The organism is Borrelia sp. RT5S (genome assembly GCF_021165755.1).
Taxonomy (GTDB): Bacteria; Spirochaetota; Spirochaetia; order Borreliales; family Borreliaceae; genus Borrelia.
The window spans coordinates 185,545-200,747 of sequence record NZ_CP088936.1 but is presented as its reverse complement, the minus strand read 5'-3'; the positions used below and the strand labels follow the sequence as shown (position 1 = coordinate 200,747).

Annotated in this window: 18 protein-coding genes; 8 read left to right on the top strand and 10 right to left on the bottom strand. The window is 31.9% G+C overall.

The window, feature by feature from the left end; all coding sequences use genetic code 11:
- From LSO06_RS00980 to prfA, 4 genes are read right to left on the bottom strand one after another with little or no spacing between them, the layout of a single operon-like run.
- A complete protein-coding gene (locus LSO06_RS00980; protein ID WP_231760232.1) occupies positions 1-2,232 on the bottom strand; it encodes a hypothetical protein in 2,232 nt (743 codons plus the stop codon).
- Positions 2,222-4,225: a RelA/SpoT family protein gene (locus tag LSO06_RS00975; RefSeq protein WP_231760231.1), complete on the bottom strand. Its 2,004-nt coding sequence runs from the start codon at positions 4,223-4,225 to the stop codon at positions 2,222-2,224. The genes LSO06_RS00980 and LSO06_RS00975 overlap by 11 nt, the downstream gene beginning before the upstream one ends.
- Positions 4,209-5,042 (bottom strand): peptide chain release factor N(5)-glutamine methyltransferase, encoded by an 834-nt coding sequence (prmC, locus tag LSO06_RS00970; protein ID WP_231760230.1) that lies wholly within the window; start codon positions 5,040-5,042, stop codon positions 4,209-4,211. Before prmC ends, LSO06_RS00975 begins: the two co-directional genes overlap by 17 nt.
- Positions 5,043-5,051: 9 nt before the next feature.
- Positions 5,052-6,125, bottom strand: coding sequence for a peptide chain release factor 1 (gene prfA / locus LSO06_RS00965; RefSeq protein ID WP_231760229.1), 1,074 nt, complete (start codon positions 6,123-6,125; stop codon positions 5,052-5,054).
- Positions 6,126-6,414: 289 nt separating this feature from the next.
- Between prfA and LSO06_RS00960 the strand changes: the two genes are divergently transcribed.
- Complete coding sequence (locus LSO06_RS00960) at positions 6,415-7,557, top strand: tetratricopeptide repeat protein (RefSeq protein ID WP_231760228.1); 1,143 nt, start codon at positions 6,415-6,417, stop codon at positions 7,555-7,557.
- On the top strand, positions 7,554-8,363 hold the full coding sequence (locus LSO06_RS00955) for a TatD family hydrolase (protein WP_231760227.1): 810 nt from the start codon (positions 7,554-7,556) through the stop codon (positions 8,361-8,363). Before LSO06_RS00960 ends, LSO06_RS00955 begins: the two co-directional genes overlap by 4 nt.
- On the opposite strand, the gene LSO06_RS00950 is transcribed toward LSO06_RS00955, so the two are convergent.
- From LSO06_RS00950 to LSO06_RS00940, 3 genes are all read right to left on the bottom strand, one after another.
- Positions 8,345-8,992 (bottom strand): flagellar filament outer layer protein FlaA, encoded by a 648-nt coding sequence (locus LSO06_RS00950; protein ID WP_231760226.1) that lies wholly within the window; start codon positions 8,990-8,992, stop codon positions 8,345-8,347. The genes LSO06_RS00955 and LSO06_RS00950 overlap by 19 nt on opposite strands.
- Before the next feature lie 62 nt (positions 8,993-9,054).
- The gene (locus tag LSO06_RS00945) at positions 9,055-9,747 is read right to left on the bottom strand and encodes a hypothetical protein (RefSeq protein ID WP_231760225.1); all 693 of its coding nucleotides are present in this window, start codon (positions 9,745-9,747) and stop codon (positions 9,055-9,057) included.
- 52 nt (positions 9,748-9,799) lie between these two features.
- The gene (locus LSO06_RS00940; protein ID WP_231760224.1) at positions 9,800-10,456 is read right to left on the bottom strand and encodes a hypothetical protein; all 657 of its coding nucleotides are present in this window, start codon (positions 10,454-10,456) and stop codon (positions 9,800-9,802) included.
- 171 nt (positions 10,457-10,627) lie between these two features.
- On the opposite strand from LSO06_RS00940, the gene infC reads away from it, so the two are divergent.
- The 6 genes from infC (at position 10,628) to tsaB (ending at position 13,297) form a co-directional block, all read left to right on the top strand.
- Entirely contained in the window at positions 10,628-11,182 is a 555-nt protein-coding gene (gene infC / locus LSO06_RS00935; RefSeq protein WP_231760223.1) for a translation initiation factor IF-3, read from the top strand.
- Positions 11,183-11,198: 16 nt separating this feature from the next.
- Positions 11,199-11,396 (top strand): 50S ribosomal protein L35, encoded by a 198-nt coding sequence (rpmI, locus tag LSO06_RS00930; RefSeq protein ID WP_231760222.1) that lies wholly within the window; start codon positions 11,199-11,201, stop codon positions 11,394-11,396.
- A gap of 21 nt (positions 11,397-11,417) precedes the next feature.
- The gene (gene rplT / locus LSO06_RS00925) at positions 11,418-11,765 is read left to right on the top strand and encodes a 50S ribosomal protein L20 (RefSeq protein WP_231760221.1); all 348 of its coding nucleotides are present in this window, start codon (positions 11,418-11,420) and stop codon (positions 11,763-11,765) included.
- A 203-nt stretch (positions 11,766-11,968) separates the two neighbouring features.
- On the top strand, positions 11,969-12,229 hold the full coding sequence (locus tag LSO06_RS00920; protein WP_231760220.1) for a hypothetical protein: 261 nt from the start codon (positions 11,969-11,971) through the stop codon (positions 12,227-12,229).
- The gene (gene tsaE, locus LSO06_RS00915; protein ID WP_231760219.1) at positions 12,226-12,654 is read left to right on the top strand and encodes a tRNA (adenosine(37)-N6)-threonylcarbamoyltransferase complex ATPase subunit type 1 TsaE; all 429 of its coding nucleotides are present in this window, start codon (positions 12,226-12,228) and stop codon (positions 12,652-12,654) included. The genes LSO06_RS00920 and tsaE overlap by 4 nt, the downstream gene beginning before the upstream one ends.
- Positions 12,632-13,297 (top strand): tRNA (adenosine(37)-N6)-threonylcarbamoyltransferase complex dimerization subunit type 1 TsaB, encoded by a 666-nt coding sequence (tsaB, locus tag LSO06_RS00910; protein ID WP_231760218.1) that lies wholly within the window; start codon positions 12,632-12,634, stop codon positions 13,295-13,297. The genes tsaE and tsaB overlap by 23 nt, the downstream gene beginning before the upstream one ends.
- Here tsaB and csrA read toward each other — a convergent pair.
- Genes csrA through LSO06_RS00895 form a run of 3 tightly spaced genes read right to left on the bottom strand, consistent with a single transcriptional unit; the run spans position 13,279 to position 15,201 of the window.
- Positions 13,279-13,530, bottom strand: coding sequence for a carbon storage regulator CsrA (gene csrA, locus LSO06_RS00905; RefSeq protein WP_231760217.1), 252 nt, complete (start codon positions 13,528-13,530; stop codon positions 13,279-13,281). The genes tsaB and csrA overlap by 19 nt on opposite strands.
- Entirely contained in the window at positions 13,524-13,928 is a 405-nt protein-coding gene (fliW, locus tag LSO06_RS00900; protein WP_231760216.1) for a flagellar assembly protein FliW, read from the bottom strand. Before fliW ends, csrA begins: the two co-directional genes overlap by 7 nt.
- 1 nt (position 13,929) lies before the next feature.
- On the bottom strand, positions 13,930-15,201 hold the full coding sequence (locus tag LSO06_RS00895; protein WP_231760215.1) for a flagellar hook-associated protein 3: 1,272 nt from the start codon (positions 15,199-15,201) through the stop codon (positions 13,930-13,932).
- Positions 15,202-15,203: the final 2 nt, after the last annotated feature.

Sequence of the window (15,203 nt, the reverse complement as noted above, 5' to 3'; positions counted from 1 at the left end):
TTAGAATTTTAAATTCTTCAAATTTTCTATTTCTCTATCACCTTGGAGTTTAAAGAAGATATCTGGATCTTGTTTTTCGGGTTTAGGAAGTATACCTGAATACTTGATGGAATATGAGTAGTCTGCTTTTATGTTTTTATACTCTTTTTTGGTTTCCTTGTCGTGTATCCTGACGTAATAATCGTTGGTGTCGAAATAGGCAAATGCATCGTATTTAATGTCTTCTTGAGATTTGACTGTAAAAGCAATGTTTATTGTATTTGATTTGATATTGTTTACTGTAAACGTCACATTATTAGACGCTATTTTATATGGGGTATTGCTTTGATATATGATAAGTTCAGATGCATTTTGTAAAGATAGGTTGATTTGTTTTGCAATATTTCCAGTATTAATTTTTATTCCATATATGCTCCTCTCAGCAATATCTATCTTTTGAAAATGTACACTTATTAAATCTTTTTGTATTTTAAATGCTTTTTCCACTTGTTTTTCGTCTTTATTTAATTCTAGACTGAAACTTTTTGTTGATATTTGAATTGTATTTCTATTTTCTTTAAGATATTCTACATTAATTTTATTGATTTTTTCTGGAAAGCTTATTATTTGGTCTATTTTGATCGTTGAAATTGTACTTATGTTATTTGAGATTATTATCGTAGCGATTATTAGGAAAAAAGTTATAGACACCATCTTTTCAGCCTTTTTAAATTCTTGTAGCATTGGCGGTGTCTTGTACTTTAAATGCTCTACGATATCAGTAAGTATTGGTGAGAAGAGTGATATCGATATTAAGTAGCTCAACGCCACTGGTCTTGAAATAAGAGAAGTTGTTTGTAAAGATGTCGTTAGTATGAAGTTTACTGTCCAAATAAGAGTTACTATTATCTTTTTTGTAATGTTTCTCTTGTTAGGGATAAGTATTATTAATATATTTTTAAGCAGTATGATCAGGATAAACTCTATCTTAATATATAACAGCATAATAAGTTCAATAACAGAAATTGCTATTGCTAGATACTTAAGCTCTCTAAAATTTAGATATATTTTAAATTTATATGTGAAGTAGGAAAGCAGGTTAAAATTAAATAAAGTCAAGAAGAAATTTACCAGATAGATTGGGTTTATTATGCTATAGTCTATCGCGCTTTCATACTCTGTGAGTATTTTATTTGTGATGGTGACTGAAATGTATGTGCTTAAGAATAATATAAAAAACAGTCTTATTATTTTGTAGTAGTTGTCTTTAATTCTCTTAACCATTATACTGCTTTTTGTAAACTTTCTGAGAAACATTAATATAATGGAATTGTAGATTGCATATATTAATACAATGAGAGTGCCTTCGCTTATGATCAATTTTTTAGCTGGAGTGTTTATGATGATATAATGCAGGTGATTTTCAGTTTTGGCAATTTGTTCAGATGTTATTATTTCTTGAATTGACTTGTAGATATCAGAAAGATTATTATTTTTTGGGTGTGCCAGCAAAGGGGCCTTCTGGTTGTTATTGATAATTAAAATTGGAATCTCTTCTTCTAGGTACAAGTTGTATATTTCGTTTATGTTCCTATCGCGGATTTTTGAGACAACAAAATTCACTTTGTTGTCTTCAAATGCTTTAATGAGTATTTCTAGAAAATTTAGGTCTGTTTTTGAGTTCATTAAGTTTGATTGATTCTTAAATTCTATTATATTATTTTCTTTCTCGGCATTTAACATCAAGTATATTGTTCTTGTATTTTTTACAAGAATATTGTTGTTAAGAAGTAATCTACTGCTTATTGTTGACATTTGTTTATATGAATCGTCTTCGATAAAGTATATGTTTAGAGTATTTTCAATTTTGATATTTTGTAATTCAGTTAGTAATGTGATTGCAATTGAAATTGCAAGATTGTTTTTCAAATCATATTGTATTTCTATAGGGATGATAATGTTATACGTAATTTTGCCATTTCCCTTTATCTGCGAGTGAATTGTTTTTTGTGAGTATCCAATAAATCCGATCTCTTGAAGTGAATGTTCTTTATATCCAATCTTGTTTTCTGTCAAATATTTTTTTATGTAGTCATAAGTACTTGTTATTTTTTCTGTAGCTTCATTTAATTCATTGATATTCTTAATATGATTTTTTATTTGTTGACTGTATGAATTTGTTTCATTTGCTTTTATTGTTTTGTATGCAACAAACACGTGAAATAGAACTAAGAATAATATCTTAATTCTCATAGTTTTTAATATCTTCTTCTACTTGCATTATTTTAAGTATATTGGGATTTTCTTTAAGAGATGAGAGGACCATTGCTACATTTTTTGCATTCGATGAGATAATTATGTTGCTTATGCCGTACCCATTTCCGCAGTCTTCTATTTTTTCACTAATAAGCCTTATATTGAAAGTTGTGAAAATGCTATCCAGATAATTGAAAAGGCCTTTCAAATTTTTTAAGAATATTACAATGTGATACACTTTTCTTGTTGGTGTTGCTTCCCATTCTACTTCAACCAGGTGGCTTTTTTTGTAATGTTTTGCTGCTTGACAATTATCGTTGTGTACTATGATTTCATCTTTTTGTATGATTCCAATAATGTCTTCTCCTGTTGATGGATTGCATTCAGGAGATATGGCAATTCTTTTTATTCTAGATTTTGTTAAGGATTTAAAGAGGCTAAAAAGTCTTTTCTGCTCTTTAGACTCTCCAATAAGATATGCAATTATATTATTGTCTACGAATATTGTATCATCATTCTTGTTAAGCCAAGATCTGATTTTTGAGCGTGCTTTTTTTGTCCTAACGCTATTTAGCCAAATTACATCGGCTTTTGCTTCTGGTGAGGTAAATATTTCAACAATTTGCTCGTTTCTTAACGGTTTGGTCAGAGAGCTAATCTTTCCGTTAATTTTTGCATAAAGTGCTTGATCTCCAATATCTGTATGTATTGAGTAGGCGAAGTCAATTGAGTTTGATCCGAATGGAAGTTCTACTATTTCTCCTTCTGGTGTATACACATATATAAATGTGTTTAATAGTTCTTTGTGTATGTCATTCATTGAGTATTGATTTTTATTTGCCGAATCTTGTTGCCATTTTTTTATGCGACTAATAAAGGAAAGGTCATCAGCTTTAAGCTCAATTTGTTCTTTATAGATCCAGTGGGCGGCAACGCCATATTTGGCAATTCTGTCCATTTCTTCTGTTCTAATTTGTATTTCAATTAATTGATTGTCTTCTGGTATTCTTACAGTGGTATGTAGAGACTGGTATTTATTATCCTTAGGTATTGCTATGTAATCTTTTAGTCTCCCAGGTATTGGTTTCCATACTTTGTGTACAATCTCTAGTATTTCATAGCATTCTTTTTGTTGCATGCAGATTATCCTTATGCCCAAGGTGTCAAAAATTTGAGAAAGGTTATTGGTTCTTGTTTTCATTTTTCTAAATATTGAATAGAAGTGTTTCGATCGTACTGTAATTTCTGCTTCAATCCCAATTTTTTTAAGTTCCTTCTCGATTATTAATTTTCCCTTATATAATTTTTTTTCTCTCTCTATTTTTGTTTCAGCTAAAAAATTTTTTATCTCCTTATATTCTTTTGGATAAAGGTATTTTAATGAAAGGTCCTCCAGGTATACTTTAAGAGATGAAATGCCAAGCCTTTCTGCAATTGGCACATAAGTGGCAAGGCAGTCTTTTGCAATTCTCTCTCTTCTATTTTTGGGTAAGTGAGAAAGGGTTGTCATGTTATGTAGCTTATCTGCAAGCTTAATGATTATTATTCTAATGTCATGAGTCATTGCAAAAAACATTTTTGAAATTGTGTTCGCTTCTTTGATTGTCCTTGTTTTGTTGTGTAAATCATGAATTTTTGTCACACCATCAATTAAGCTTAAGATTTCTTCATCAAACTCTTTAATTATTTCTTCTTTAGAAACACTTGTATCTTCAAGCACATCGTGTAGCAGCCCAGCTATTGTTGTTTTGAAATCCAATTGAAACTTTGCAAGAAATAATGCAACCGTTATTGGATGGATTACATAAGGAACTCCACTTTCTCTATATTGTCCGTAGTGTAATTGCTCCGATATTTCAAGAGCTTTAAAAATTAATTTTTTTTGAATATCATCTTTGTAGATACTGTTAATGGTATCTTTGAAAATATTCTTTATTTTATCAATATCATTGATTTTCATTAAGTATGCAATTTCATAGGGTTGTATCATTTGTTATCCTCAGTACTAGTGCTCTTTCCCTTGTTTCAATATCACGTAGAGTCTTGAGATATAAAAACCCTTCCCGTACTGCAAACTCTCTAATGGGTTCCACCTGCCATGGAGCTAATTCCATTATTAAAAGCCCATTCTTAGTAAGTCTATGTTTTGATTGTTGTATTATTTTCCTTGAAAGCTCAAGTCCATCCGTTCCAAAACCTAAAAGAGCCACCCTTGGTTCCCTTTCTGATCTTTCTTTTATCCTCAATTCTTCTTCACTCAAATAAGGAGGGTTAGTAATTATTATTTCAAACTCTTTGTCTACACATTCTAACAGATTTGAATATATTATTTCTATATAATTTGCTAATTTTAGTCTTTTTGTGTTTTTAAATGCCACCTTAAGGGCCTTAATGGAGAAATCCGACAATGTTACCTCTTTTTTAAGATAATAAGCAATCGCAAGACCAATGCATCCGCTTCCACAGCATAAGTCTAGAATTTTATTTAAGTTATTCTTTTTAATTTGCAGTAAAGCTTCTTCTACTAAACATTCTGTGTCTGATCTAGGAATGAGTACATCTTTGTTGATATAAAAATTTATCCCCATGAATTCTTTTATTTTAAGTATATGGTATATTGGGGTTCCTGACTTTATATTATTTATTTGATTTAAAAATTTATACTCTGCCTCTTTTGTTAAGTTTTGATCTTTGTTGGCAAGAATAAATTCTTTTTTGGTTTTTAAGATTTTTTCAAGTAGTAATAAAGCCTCAAGAGTACTTATTTTGTATTGCTTGGAATCTTTTATTGCTTCATTTATTGTCATTGAAAGGAATTATATTGAATTGGCTTTTAAGGCTCTTTCTTGAAGTTCCAAAGCTAGCATGTCAAGAAGAGAATCAAGATCTCCTTGCATAATCTCTTCCAATTTGTAAAGACTAATGTTTGCTCTGTGGTCCGTTACTCTGTTTTGTGGGAAATTATATGTCCTAATTCGCTCAGACCTATCACCTGACCCTACTTGTTGCCTTCTATCACTTGAGCGCTGTTCTTGTTTCTTGATGTCTTCAAATTCGTAGAGTCTAGCTCTTAAAATTTTCATTGCTTGATCTTTGTTTTTGTGTTGACTTCTCTCGTTTTGACATTGTACCACAATGTTTGTAGGTAGATGTGTGATCCTAACAGCAGAGTCTGTTGTGTTAACATGCTGGCCGCCCGCTCCAGAAGACCTGTACACGTCTATTCTTAAGTCTTTCTCATTAATTTCAATATCTGTATCTTCAACCTCAGGAAGCACAGCAACGGTTGCAGCAGAGGTTTGAAGCCTTCCACTAGATTCGGTTATGGGTACTCTTTGAACCCTATGGACTCCGCTTTCATGTTTGAGTTTTTTAAATACATCTCCACCCTTTATTTCAAAGCTTACTTCTTTAAACCCCCCAAGTTCTGTTTCATTAAAGTTAATAAGCTCTGTTTTCCATTTTTTTTTCTCAGAATATTTTGTATACATCTCGTAAAGATTATTGGCAAAAAGTGCGGCCTCTTCTCCACCCGTACCAGCTCTGATTTCAACAATAATGTTTTTACTGTCATTTTCATCTTGAGGCAAGAGCAACACTTTAATTCTATGCTCAGTCTCATCTTTTTGAAGATTTAAAGTGATCAGTTCTTGTCTTACTAATTCCCTCATTTCTAAATTTTCTTCTTCAGAAAGGATTTTTTTATTTTCCTCAATGTGGTGCAATATCTTTTCATATTTATCTTTTTGTTCTTTAATCTTTTCTAAATAGTTATATTCTTTCACTACCTTTGCATATTCTTTTTGATTTTTAATTAAACTTGTGTCTTGCAATCTATCTTCAAGCGTTTTTATTTTATTTTCAATCGGATCTGGTTTGTTTAAAAACATTCTAATCTTTCTCCTAACGGGTATTAATATCTTATCCTAATTTTGACATTTTTGTTACAATTGACCCTAAATTTTATATATAAGGGTTTTAGTTTAGATTTAAGTAGAATTTTTAGTGTGTAAATTTAAGTATATTTTTTTTAATTTTTTATATAATATGTATTATCAAGATTGGATATTAAAGATTTAATACCTTAGTGTTTATGTATAAATATAATTTGTGTGTTTGGGTAGCATATATGGAGTGAGTTGCGTTATATCTTTAATAAACCAGTTAAAAGGGGTATTTATGTTGGAAAAGGAACTTCTAGGTGATATTGAAGATGTGTCGCGAGTTTCTGATAATAAACTTCTTGATGTTACTGAGAAATCTAAGAGGGGATACCAGTTAATAAAGGAAGAAAGGCTTGCTGAGGCAGAGACGTTGTTTAACGATATTTTAGAAAAGGATAATGATAATAATTACGCTCTTGTTGGACTTGGGGATATTGAAAGGAAGAAGAGGAACTTTGATAAGGCGATAGCTTACTATCAGAAATGCCTTTCCAAACATTTAAGTAATAATTATGCGCTTTTTGGTTTAGGGGATTGTTATAGAAGTTTAGATGACTATAAGAGAGCCACAGATATATGGGAGGAGTATTTAAAGTATGATCCTGAAAATATTACTGTTTTAACGAGAGTTGCTGCTTCCTATCGAAAGTTAAAGAATTTTCAAAAGTCTAGACAAGCGTATTTAAGGGTAATAGAACTTGCTCCTGAGAATGACTATGCTCTTGTTGGCATTGGGCACCTATATTATGACTTTAAAGAGTACAAGGAAGCATTGAAGTATTGGCTTAAGATGTATGAGATAAATCTGGCTAAGATTGATGTGCGTGTTTTGACCTCCATTGGTAATTGTTATAGAAAGTTAAAGGAGTATACCAAAGGAATTTATTTTTTTAAAAAAGCATTAGAAATTTCTCCGAATAATTTTTATGCTATTTTTGGGCTTGCTGATTGCTACAGGGGGAATAAGGATTATCATGAAGCATTAAAATATTGGCTTGCAATAATAGAAAAAGATCCGAAGAACAACTTGGTTTTAACAAGGGTGGGGGATATATATCGATACTTGAAGGATTACGAAAAGTCACAAGAGTATTATAAAAAAGCTCTTGATGTTGATTTTGATATGTTTGCCATACTGGGGCTTGCTTTATTGCAAAAAGAAAAGGGGCAATATGAAGAGGCACTAGCTGCCATTAAGAGTCTTATAAAAAATAATCCTAAAAATTCAATATTGTACGTCAATGCTGCTGAGTGCTATGAAGCAATGGGGCAAATTGAAAATGCTTTAGGTATTTTATCAAAGTTTTTACAATTAGGAATGAAAAATGTTGCCATTATTGACTACATTAATGAGCTTAGAAAGAAGATGGACCTATGAATCTTGAATTTGAAAGATCTATTTTTTTTAATAAGTTGGTAGATACTCATGTTCATTTTAATGAGCTTAGGAAGAATTCTATAGACGTTCATTATGTTATTAATAGGTGCTTGAGTAGCGGATTTTCTTATTTTCTTGATGTCGGTTTACATCCTAGTGATTTTTATGAGAGAAAGCAACTTTTAGGTGCTTATTCTAATATTTCGCTTACAGCTGGCATCCATCCTTTAAATGAGGCCTTAAAAGATGATTTTGAATTGCTTGATAATATCTTGGCAAGTGAAAATGTTATTGCTGTTGGTGAGATTGGTCTTGATTACTTAAAAGCAGATAATAGAAAAGAACAGATTGAAACCCTAAATATTCAGTTAGATATGGCTAGTAAATATAGAAAACCTGTTATTCTACATATTAGAGAGGCTTATGATGATGTTTATGACATTATTAAATCTTCCAAATTTTTAAACAGGGGAATACTTCACTGTTATTCTGGTACTTATGAATGTGCTAAGAAGTTTATTGATTTTGGATTTAAAGTATCTTTTGCGGGCAATTTAACTTTTAAAAACGCAGAATCTTTAAGAGAGGTTTTAAGAAAATTAAGCATTAATGACATCCTGATTGAAACAGATAGCCCATTTTTAGCACCAGCGCCCTTAAGAGGGAAGATGAATGCTCCTCTTTTTTTAGGATATATATGTTGTGAGGTCGCAAGAATTAAAAGTTGCGATGCAGAAAGTATTTCAACTATGTTGTATCACAACTTTAAAGATTTATTTAAAAATTCTTACCAATTATCATCATAAGTAGTTGATGCATTTTGTTCACTAATCATTGCCTTTAGCTCGGAAATGTATATGTATTGCGGTTCGTGATTTATTCTGTGTTCAGGTATTATTCTTATTCTTATTAATTCCGAATTTCTAGTCTCTTTTTTAAATTTGTGTTTTTTTTGGACGAAATTTTTTGGAATATATGCGGTGAGTTTTCTCCATCCAAGAAAGTTAAGTTTAGAACTACCATCTTCTGACCTAAAGGGTATTGAGTGAAAAGTACCTGATGAATCTTTTAATATTGCAAAAATTTCTGTGTTAGTTTCTCTTCCATCTATCCATAAAGAGATGTTTTTGATAATCCCGGGTATTATCATCTGCTTGTCTGGATCTAGATTCATTTCGCTATCGCTTCTAGAAGTAATATATTTAAGTGCTGATACAAATTTTTTATCTTGAGTTGCACTGTTATTATTTTTAAATCTAACAAATAGAGGATTAATCCTTTCAGTAAAAAATCTTAAATGAAAATCAAATGGATCTTCCATTGTAGAGAGAATATATTCTGTTTGCTCTCCTTTTTTATCGTTTTTTTGATCAGTATTTTGTGCGAATATGTAGGTATTAACTAAAGTAAGTAACACCATTAAAATCTTTATCATATTAAAATCCTTCTAATTTGAAACTAAGTATTATTTGTTATATGTAGGATAACAGATTTATATTATCTTTTGTATATGTTTAACTCATAGTGAAAATTTTTATCAATTTTTTTTATGATATCCATCAGATCTAACTTATTAAGTCCGACTGTGTATTTTGAATTAATTTTTTTTAAATTTTTCTCAGTATTTCCAATAAGCATAAAGTCTATTTGTTTAAAAAATGGTGAACTTGATAATCTTTTTAGGTAGATATGGCTATTTTTCATTGAAAATAGAATCACTATTTTTATTTCAGGAGTAATGAAATTCTTTAAGTACTGTATGTTTTCGCTATTGATAGCAGTGATGTTTGTATTTTGTTCTTTTGCACTTTTTTCTAGATGCTCCAAGTCTTCGTTACTTAAAGTGTTGTCTCTCATTATTAATGAGACTGTAGGGTGTGCTAGAGAGTTGGTGAATATAAAATCAACAGCTTTTTTTAGTGAAAATTTGACATCAGAGAGCAGGAAAATTCTTCTCCTTATTTCATCTTCATTGAGAATCTCATTGGTTGTTCTGTGCGTTAATAGTATCTTCTCTGCATTAGCTAAGTTATCTTTAATCATTTCAATATCTTTTTCATTTATGAACAATACATCTTCTTGCGCGAATGGATCGTCTTTAATTTTGAAGAAATGTGCCGTTGCATCTGAGAAAATGATTATATAGTCGAAATGTCTGTCTGAAATCGTATTTCCTTCACAGCAGAGCAATGAAAGTAGAGTTAACAATATAATGAAAACGGTCTTTGTCTTTAACATCTGTTTAAAGTTTCAATGAGTTTTTGTTTAAAAATACAACTCCCACCAGTATTGTTGCTATGACTAAAGAGTAGAATTGCATATTAATCAAAATTAATACTTTCAAAATCGTAATCGTTACCTCTAGCAATAGGAGCGGCATAAAAATGAGCTTATATCCGTTTGTATTGTGTATTACAGTTAGGCGTACTCCTCTCTCACATATTAGAGCTGTAAACACTAACTCCATCATGTGTAAAATAGGTATCTTAATGTACTCATACATACCGAAAACTTTGCTATTCATAATAACTATTTCTAAATTTTTGGAAAAAATAATTCCGAATGCGAAATATAGCAAAAATATCGGGTTGTTTTTAAGCTGTGAATTTGGATTAAATGTAGAGAAGAATACAAAAATTAATATTGGGAAGACATAATAATACAAATGTTCTTTGATCAATACTGAGACTGCTAAGCTTAAGCTTGTTTTATGGTTTATTTCTAATATTTTGTACAAAATGAATTCTTCCGTTAGGTATAGCGAGGAAAAAACAGCCATGCCAAGTAATGCCATTGCCGAATATGCATAATTTTGTTTAATTTTTCTCAACTGAGGATACCTTATTGATATGTAAATCTTTAAAACCAAGGGCAGACTTGTTAGTAAGAACACATTCATTACAAGGTAAATTCTACTTTTAAATTACTCATTAATCAATTGATTTTTGATTGTTTGCAAGATACTTTTTGTTATTGTTTTTAAATAGAGACGTATTGTAATTTACTTTTTTATGAAGGTATATTAGAATTAGTTATTAGTTAATATCGTTTGAGGAGTATGTATTTTTAGATGATAAATAGGAGTTCCAATAGGGATAGAGTTAAGGCGGGAGAGCGGGAGTTAAAAATTAACCATAAAATTAAGGCTAGTGAGGTTAGGGTTGTTTTTGAAGATGGGACTCAATCTGTTTTGCCAATTGAGGAAGCCATTAGACGTGCTAGGGAGGCTGAACTTGATTTGGTTGAAGTTTCCCCGAATGTGCTGCCTCCAGTGTGTAAGATTATTGATTATGGAAAGTACAAGTTCCATCAGGAGAAGAAACAGAAGGAACAAAAGAAGAGCCAGAGGGTAGTTAAACTTAAAGAGGTTAGGATGCAGCCGAAAATAGATACTCATGATCTTGATTTTAAGTCTAGAAATATTTTGGGATTTCTTAAAGAGGGGAACAAGGTAAAGGTTACTATAAGGTTTAGGGGGCGTGAGCTTGCTCATACGCATTTGGGATATGGAATTTTGGACAGTGTGCTTGAGAAGGTTGGGGACATTAATTATAATTTAGAATCGCCAGCTAAGATGGAGGGCAAGACGATGTTTTTGGTTGTTGCACCTAAATCTAGGAAGTAAATGATAGGAGATACGGATGTCAAAGATGAAAACGCGCAAGAGTGCGAGTAAGAGATATTCTTTTACTGCTGGGGGGAAAGTGAAGTATAAGAAGCAGGATTTGAGGCATATCTTGACAAAGAAGTCTTCCAAGAGGAAGAGGCATTTGGGAAAAGCGGGAGTGCTTTCGAGTTCTGAGGTTAAAAGGATTAGGACCTTGCTGCCTTATGCTTAGTGTTCGATTTGAGGAGTTTATATGGCTAGAGTTAAGAATGGGGCAGTTCATGTTGCCAGACGGAGAAGAATCCTAAAGCAAACCAAGGGATTTTGGGGAACCAAGAAGAGTAATTACAAGAAGGCTAAGGATACTCTTCGTAAGGGGATGATGTACGCTACTAGGGATAGGAAGACTAGGAAGAGAGATTTTAGGAGTTTGTGGATTGCAAGAATTTCTGCTGCCCTGGCGGGTATGGGAATTAGTTATTCAAGGTTTGTTGAAGGTTTAAGAAAGGCTGACATTAGGCTTAATAGAAAGATTTTGTCTAATTTGGCAATTGAGGATATGGAGACTTTTAAAAAGATAGTATACGAAGTAAATGATTAATGAATTTCCTGAGAAGTTCAATTATAGGAATTAGAGTTATTTTTTGCGACATCTCACTAAAATTGGGAATTTGAGTATTTTTTTAATTGATGATCGCTTAAGGCTAATCAGAGGTTAAGAATGAAAGTTCCATCTTGTAAAATAGCGCTAAATAAGGTGTTCTTATGTTGGCTTCTTGGGATTTAGTTTGAAGGGTTGTTATTGTGCAATTTATTTCTCTTGAAAATATTAAAAAACAGGGTAGTTATATCTATTACAGGAGTGTATATTTTGCCGACGTCCTTTATGAATATAAGGGATCTAATGAAGCTAAGCGGATTAAATTTACGATAGAAACAACTCCTTTGGGTGAAAAACATATAACTATTGACTTCCTAGATCCTTTGGACTATCCTGTGCTCAATTTAATGGTTGCAATAAAAAGGCATATAATCGAGATTGATGTGGAGGGTGAGCTTCCTTGATTTTGTATTTCAAGTCAGAGGGAGAAATGCTAGACTTTTCTAGGTCTTTTTTTAGTCCTTTGCCTATTGGTAGGGTATTCGCCCTTTGTGGTAGCATGGGAGCTGGAAAGACGACATTTTTGAAGGGGTTGGCTTTAAACCTTGGTGTTTCTTTTTTTGTGAGTCCGACTTATAATATTATTAATGTTTATGAGTTTCCTAATTTTAAATTTTATCATATTGACCTGTATCGTTTAAATGGCTTAGAGGAGTTTGACCTTATTGGTGGGATGGAGCTTTTATCAGATATTTCATCTATAATGGCTGTCGAGTGGCCGGGTATTATTCTTGATATTTTACCTAAAAGTAGATTGGTATTTTTGAAATTTAAAATAGAGGAAACTGCTAGAGTTTTAGAAATTAGTGATGAATACTCTTGCGTTTGATTATTCATATAAGTTTTTGTTAGTTTATTTTAAAGTGAATGATGAGGTATCGTCTTTGCTTGCAGAAAAAGATGATTGCGGTTGTGGTCTTAATGTTCCAAAGATCTTCAATGACTTTATATTAAAGAATAATATTAATCTTGATCAACTTGATTTAATTATTAATTCTTCTGGTCCTGGTTCTTTTACAGGTTTAAGAATTAGCTTAAGTTTTATTAAGGGTCTCTCATTAGGACTTGCTATTCCTTTTGTAAATATTCCTACTCTTGATGTTTTTGCAAACTTGGTACGTAAGAAATCGGATGTAGTTACTTTGAGTTTTACTGCAGGTAGGTACTTTTTGGCGTATTATAGCTATTCTAAAATGCGCGATGGGGTTTTTTGTTTCTCTGAAGAAGAATTATTTGAGCACATGGAAAAGCTTGACTCTAATTTGATTATTGTTGGGAATGGGATTGAATTTATTTATGATAAACTTAAAGACAGATATAATATCGTCAGTGGTATGGATTCTTTCGGTGAAGTCTTGACAGAGCTTGGGAGATGTAAGTATCTGAAAAATGGGCAGGGGGATGATATTTTATCCGGTCCTTTTTATGCAAAAAGAAGCGATGCTGAGACTAATTACTCTTTAGTAAAATAATCAAACAAACTCTTGATTTTATTCATACTCTTACCTATATTGCACTTGTCCTGTAGGAGTGATTTCCTGTTTTCCTCTTTAATGATATCATAAATTTCAGATCTAAATATTTTAATTTCCTTGGGCGCTTTTATTGCTATTTTAACACTATCTTTTTTTATTTCAAGTATTGAAACTTCAATATTAGAGTCTATTCTTATGCTTTCGTTTACCTTTCTTGATAAGACTAGCATGATTCTCCCTTAAAGACCTTATATCTGAGATAATGCTCTTCATTTGTAGATATGGCTTGTTTCCCAATCAGTTTTTTTTTGTTCAATATGATAGGAGCTTTCAAGTTTGCTGTGATATTCCTATAGTCTTCGACATGCATATTTATTATGCAAAGTATTACTCTTTCATCTTCATGCTCTGCCTTAATATCTGACCAATCTTCCTCCTGTACATTGGGCGAATACTCCTCCATAAAGTTAAAGGGGGAGGTTAACAAAAAACTTACTTCGCCGTCCACTGATTGCATAATCGAGAAGGGTTTATGATCAGAGTCCTTAATTATAAACTCCTTAATATCCTCAAATCCCAGTATTCCTTCAGGAAATTTAAACTTTATATCATACCCGTCGTCTCTCATCTTATTTTAAAAAGTCTAGTAAGGTTGTTTGCATTATCCTTGCAGAAACTCCTAAAGACACTTGATAAGCTAGACTTGCCATATTAAGATCTGTTATAGCTTTCGTCACATCAAGGTCAGTATATTTAACCATATCGTCTTTCATGTCCATTACTTCTTTACTAATCCTTTCATAACTTGAATCAAGTCTATTCTCTTTAGCTCCAAGGTCGGCTATTGTTGTAAGCACTCTATTTAAACTTTCGTCAATTTCGGCTAAACTCCTACTTCCAATAAGCTCTTCTCTGTTTTCTTCTAAATTGTCCCTCAATTCAATTAAGGTATCAAAAATAGATCTGCTTCTAACTTCAGAATTCCCTGCAATATTGTAAGGAGGGGATTTAGTATCATTATTTGTGGTAATAATGCCAAGGTCTTGCAGTACAGTTGAGCCTTCTTCTGTAATCCATATTTGGTGTGGTGTAGTTGTTTGTATTGCGATCGAATTTAAAATTCGATTAAGACTGGCTTCAACAGGGGCAGATGACTCATTAATCTTAGCAATAATATCAGAAGCTGTATCTCCTGCCACCAAAGCTATCTCAACATTATCAATATAAATTTTTGTATTTTCTTTTACAATAAATCCGTTGATATTTGTTGATGATATTATGTGGTGATTTTGTGAAAAAAATACTTCGTTCCCAGGATAATTGGTTGGAATATAAATCCCATTGTATATTTCCATTTCTTTTTCTGCTTGATTACCGTTGTAATCTATTCTTATTATTTGGGGAGCCTCTCTATCTTGAGTAAGATTATTCACTCTATTTTCTCTAGTTATTTTAAAAGCCTCAGCATCAATTTTAGTTCCTGCAAAAATGCTATAGCCGTCTGAACCCTTTACATTTGCGATTGCAATAATATCTTCAAGAATTGCATTTATTTCTTTAGCTATTATTCTCTTATCATCAGGACCGTAAGTGCCGCTTGCTCCTTGAACAGTTACCTCTTTCGCACGAGTTAAGATATTTAACAAAGATTGCAAATATCCTTCCGTATATCTAAGTTTCCCTTTAGCACTATTGATGTTCTTTATATAAGCGTTAAGTTTGAAAACATCGCTATCTAGTCTTATGGCATGAGTAACTCCCGTAGGATCATCCCTCAAGCTTCCAATTCTTTTCCCACCTCTGTTTAAGCTCTCCAAAAGCTTCGTTATCTTTACTTCTTGTTCCGTTGAAGATGCTTTTAAATTATCATACGTTAGAGGGTGGCTTACTCTGTTTATCATAA

What these genes read in the sequence shown, in the direction of transcription:
- LSO06_RS00980 (WP_231760232.1), bottom strand. Translation starts at nt 2,232, where the DNA reads ATGAGAATTAAGATATTATTCTTAGTTCTATTTCACGTGTTTGTTGCA.
- LSO06_RS00975 (WP_231760231.1), bottom strand. Translation starts at nt 4,225, where the DNA reads ATGATACAACCCTATGAAATTGCATACTTAATGAAAATCAATGATATT.
- prmC (WP_231760230.1), bottom strand. Translation starts at nt 5,042, where the DNA reads ATGACAATAAATGAAGCAATAAAAGATTCCAAGCAATACAAAATAAGT.
- prfA (WP_231760229.1), bottom strand. Translation starts at nt 6,125, where the DNA reads ATGTTTTTAAACAAACCAGATCCGATTGAAAATAAAATAAAAACGCTT.
- LSO06_RS00960 (WP_231760228.1), top strand. Translation starts at nt 6,415, where the DNA reads ATGTTGGAAAAGGAACTTCTAGGTGATATTGAAGATGTGTCGCGAGTT.
- LSO06_RS00955 (WP_231760227.1), top strand. Translation starts at nt 7,554, where the DNA reads ATGAATCTTGAATTTGAAAGATCTATTTTTTTTAATAAGTTGGTAGAT.
- LSO06_RS00950 (WP_231760226.1), bottom strand. Translation starts at nt 8,992, where the DNA reads ATGATAAAGATTTTAATGGTGTTACTTACTTTAGTTAATACCTACATA.
- LSO06_RS00940 (WP_231760224.1), bottom strand. Translation starts at nt 10,456, where the DNA reads ATGAATGTGTTCTTACTAACAAGTCTGCCCTTGGTTTTAAAGATTTAC.
- infC (WP_231760223.1), top strand. Translation starts at nt 10,628, where the DNA reads ATGATAAATAGGAGTTCCAATAGGGATAGAGTTAAGGCGGGAGAGCGG.
- rpmI (WP_231760222.1), top strand. Translation starts at nt 11,199, where the DNA reads ATGTCAAAGATGAAAACGCGCAAGAGTGCGAGTAAGAGATATTCTTTT.
- rplT (WP_231760221.1), top strand. Translation starts at nt 11,418, where the DNA reads ATGGCTAGAGTTAAGAATGGGGCAGTTCATGTTGCCAGACGGAGAAGA.
- csrA (WP_231760217.1), bottom strand. Translation starts at nt 13,530, where the DNA reads ATGCTAGTCTTATCAAGAAAGGTAAACGAAAGCATAAGAATAGACTCT.
- fliW (WP_231760216.1), bottom strand. Translation starts at nt 13,928, where the DNA reads ATGAGAGACGACGGGTATGATATAAAGTTTAAATTTCCTGAAGGAATA.
- LSO06_RS00895 (WP_231760215.1), bottom strand. Translation starts at nt 15,201, where the DNA reads ATGATAAACAGAGTAAGCCACCCTCTAACGTATGATAATTTAAAAGCA.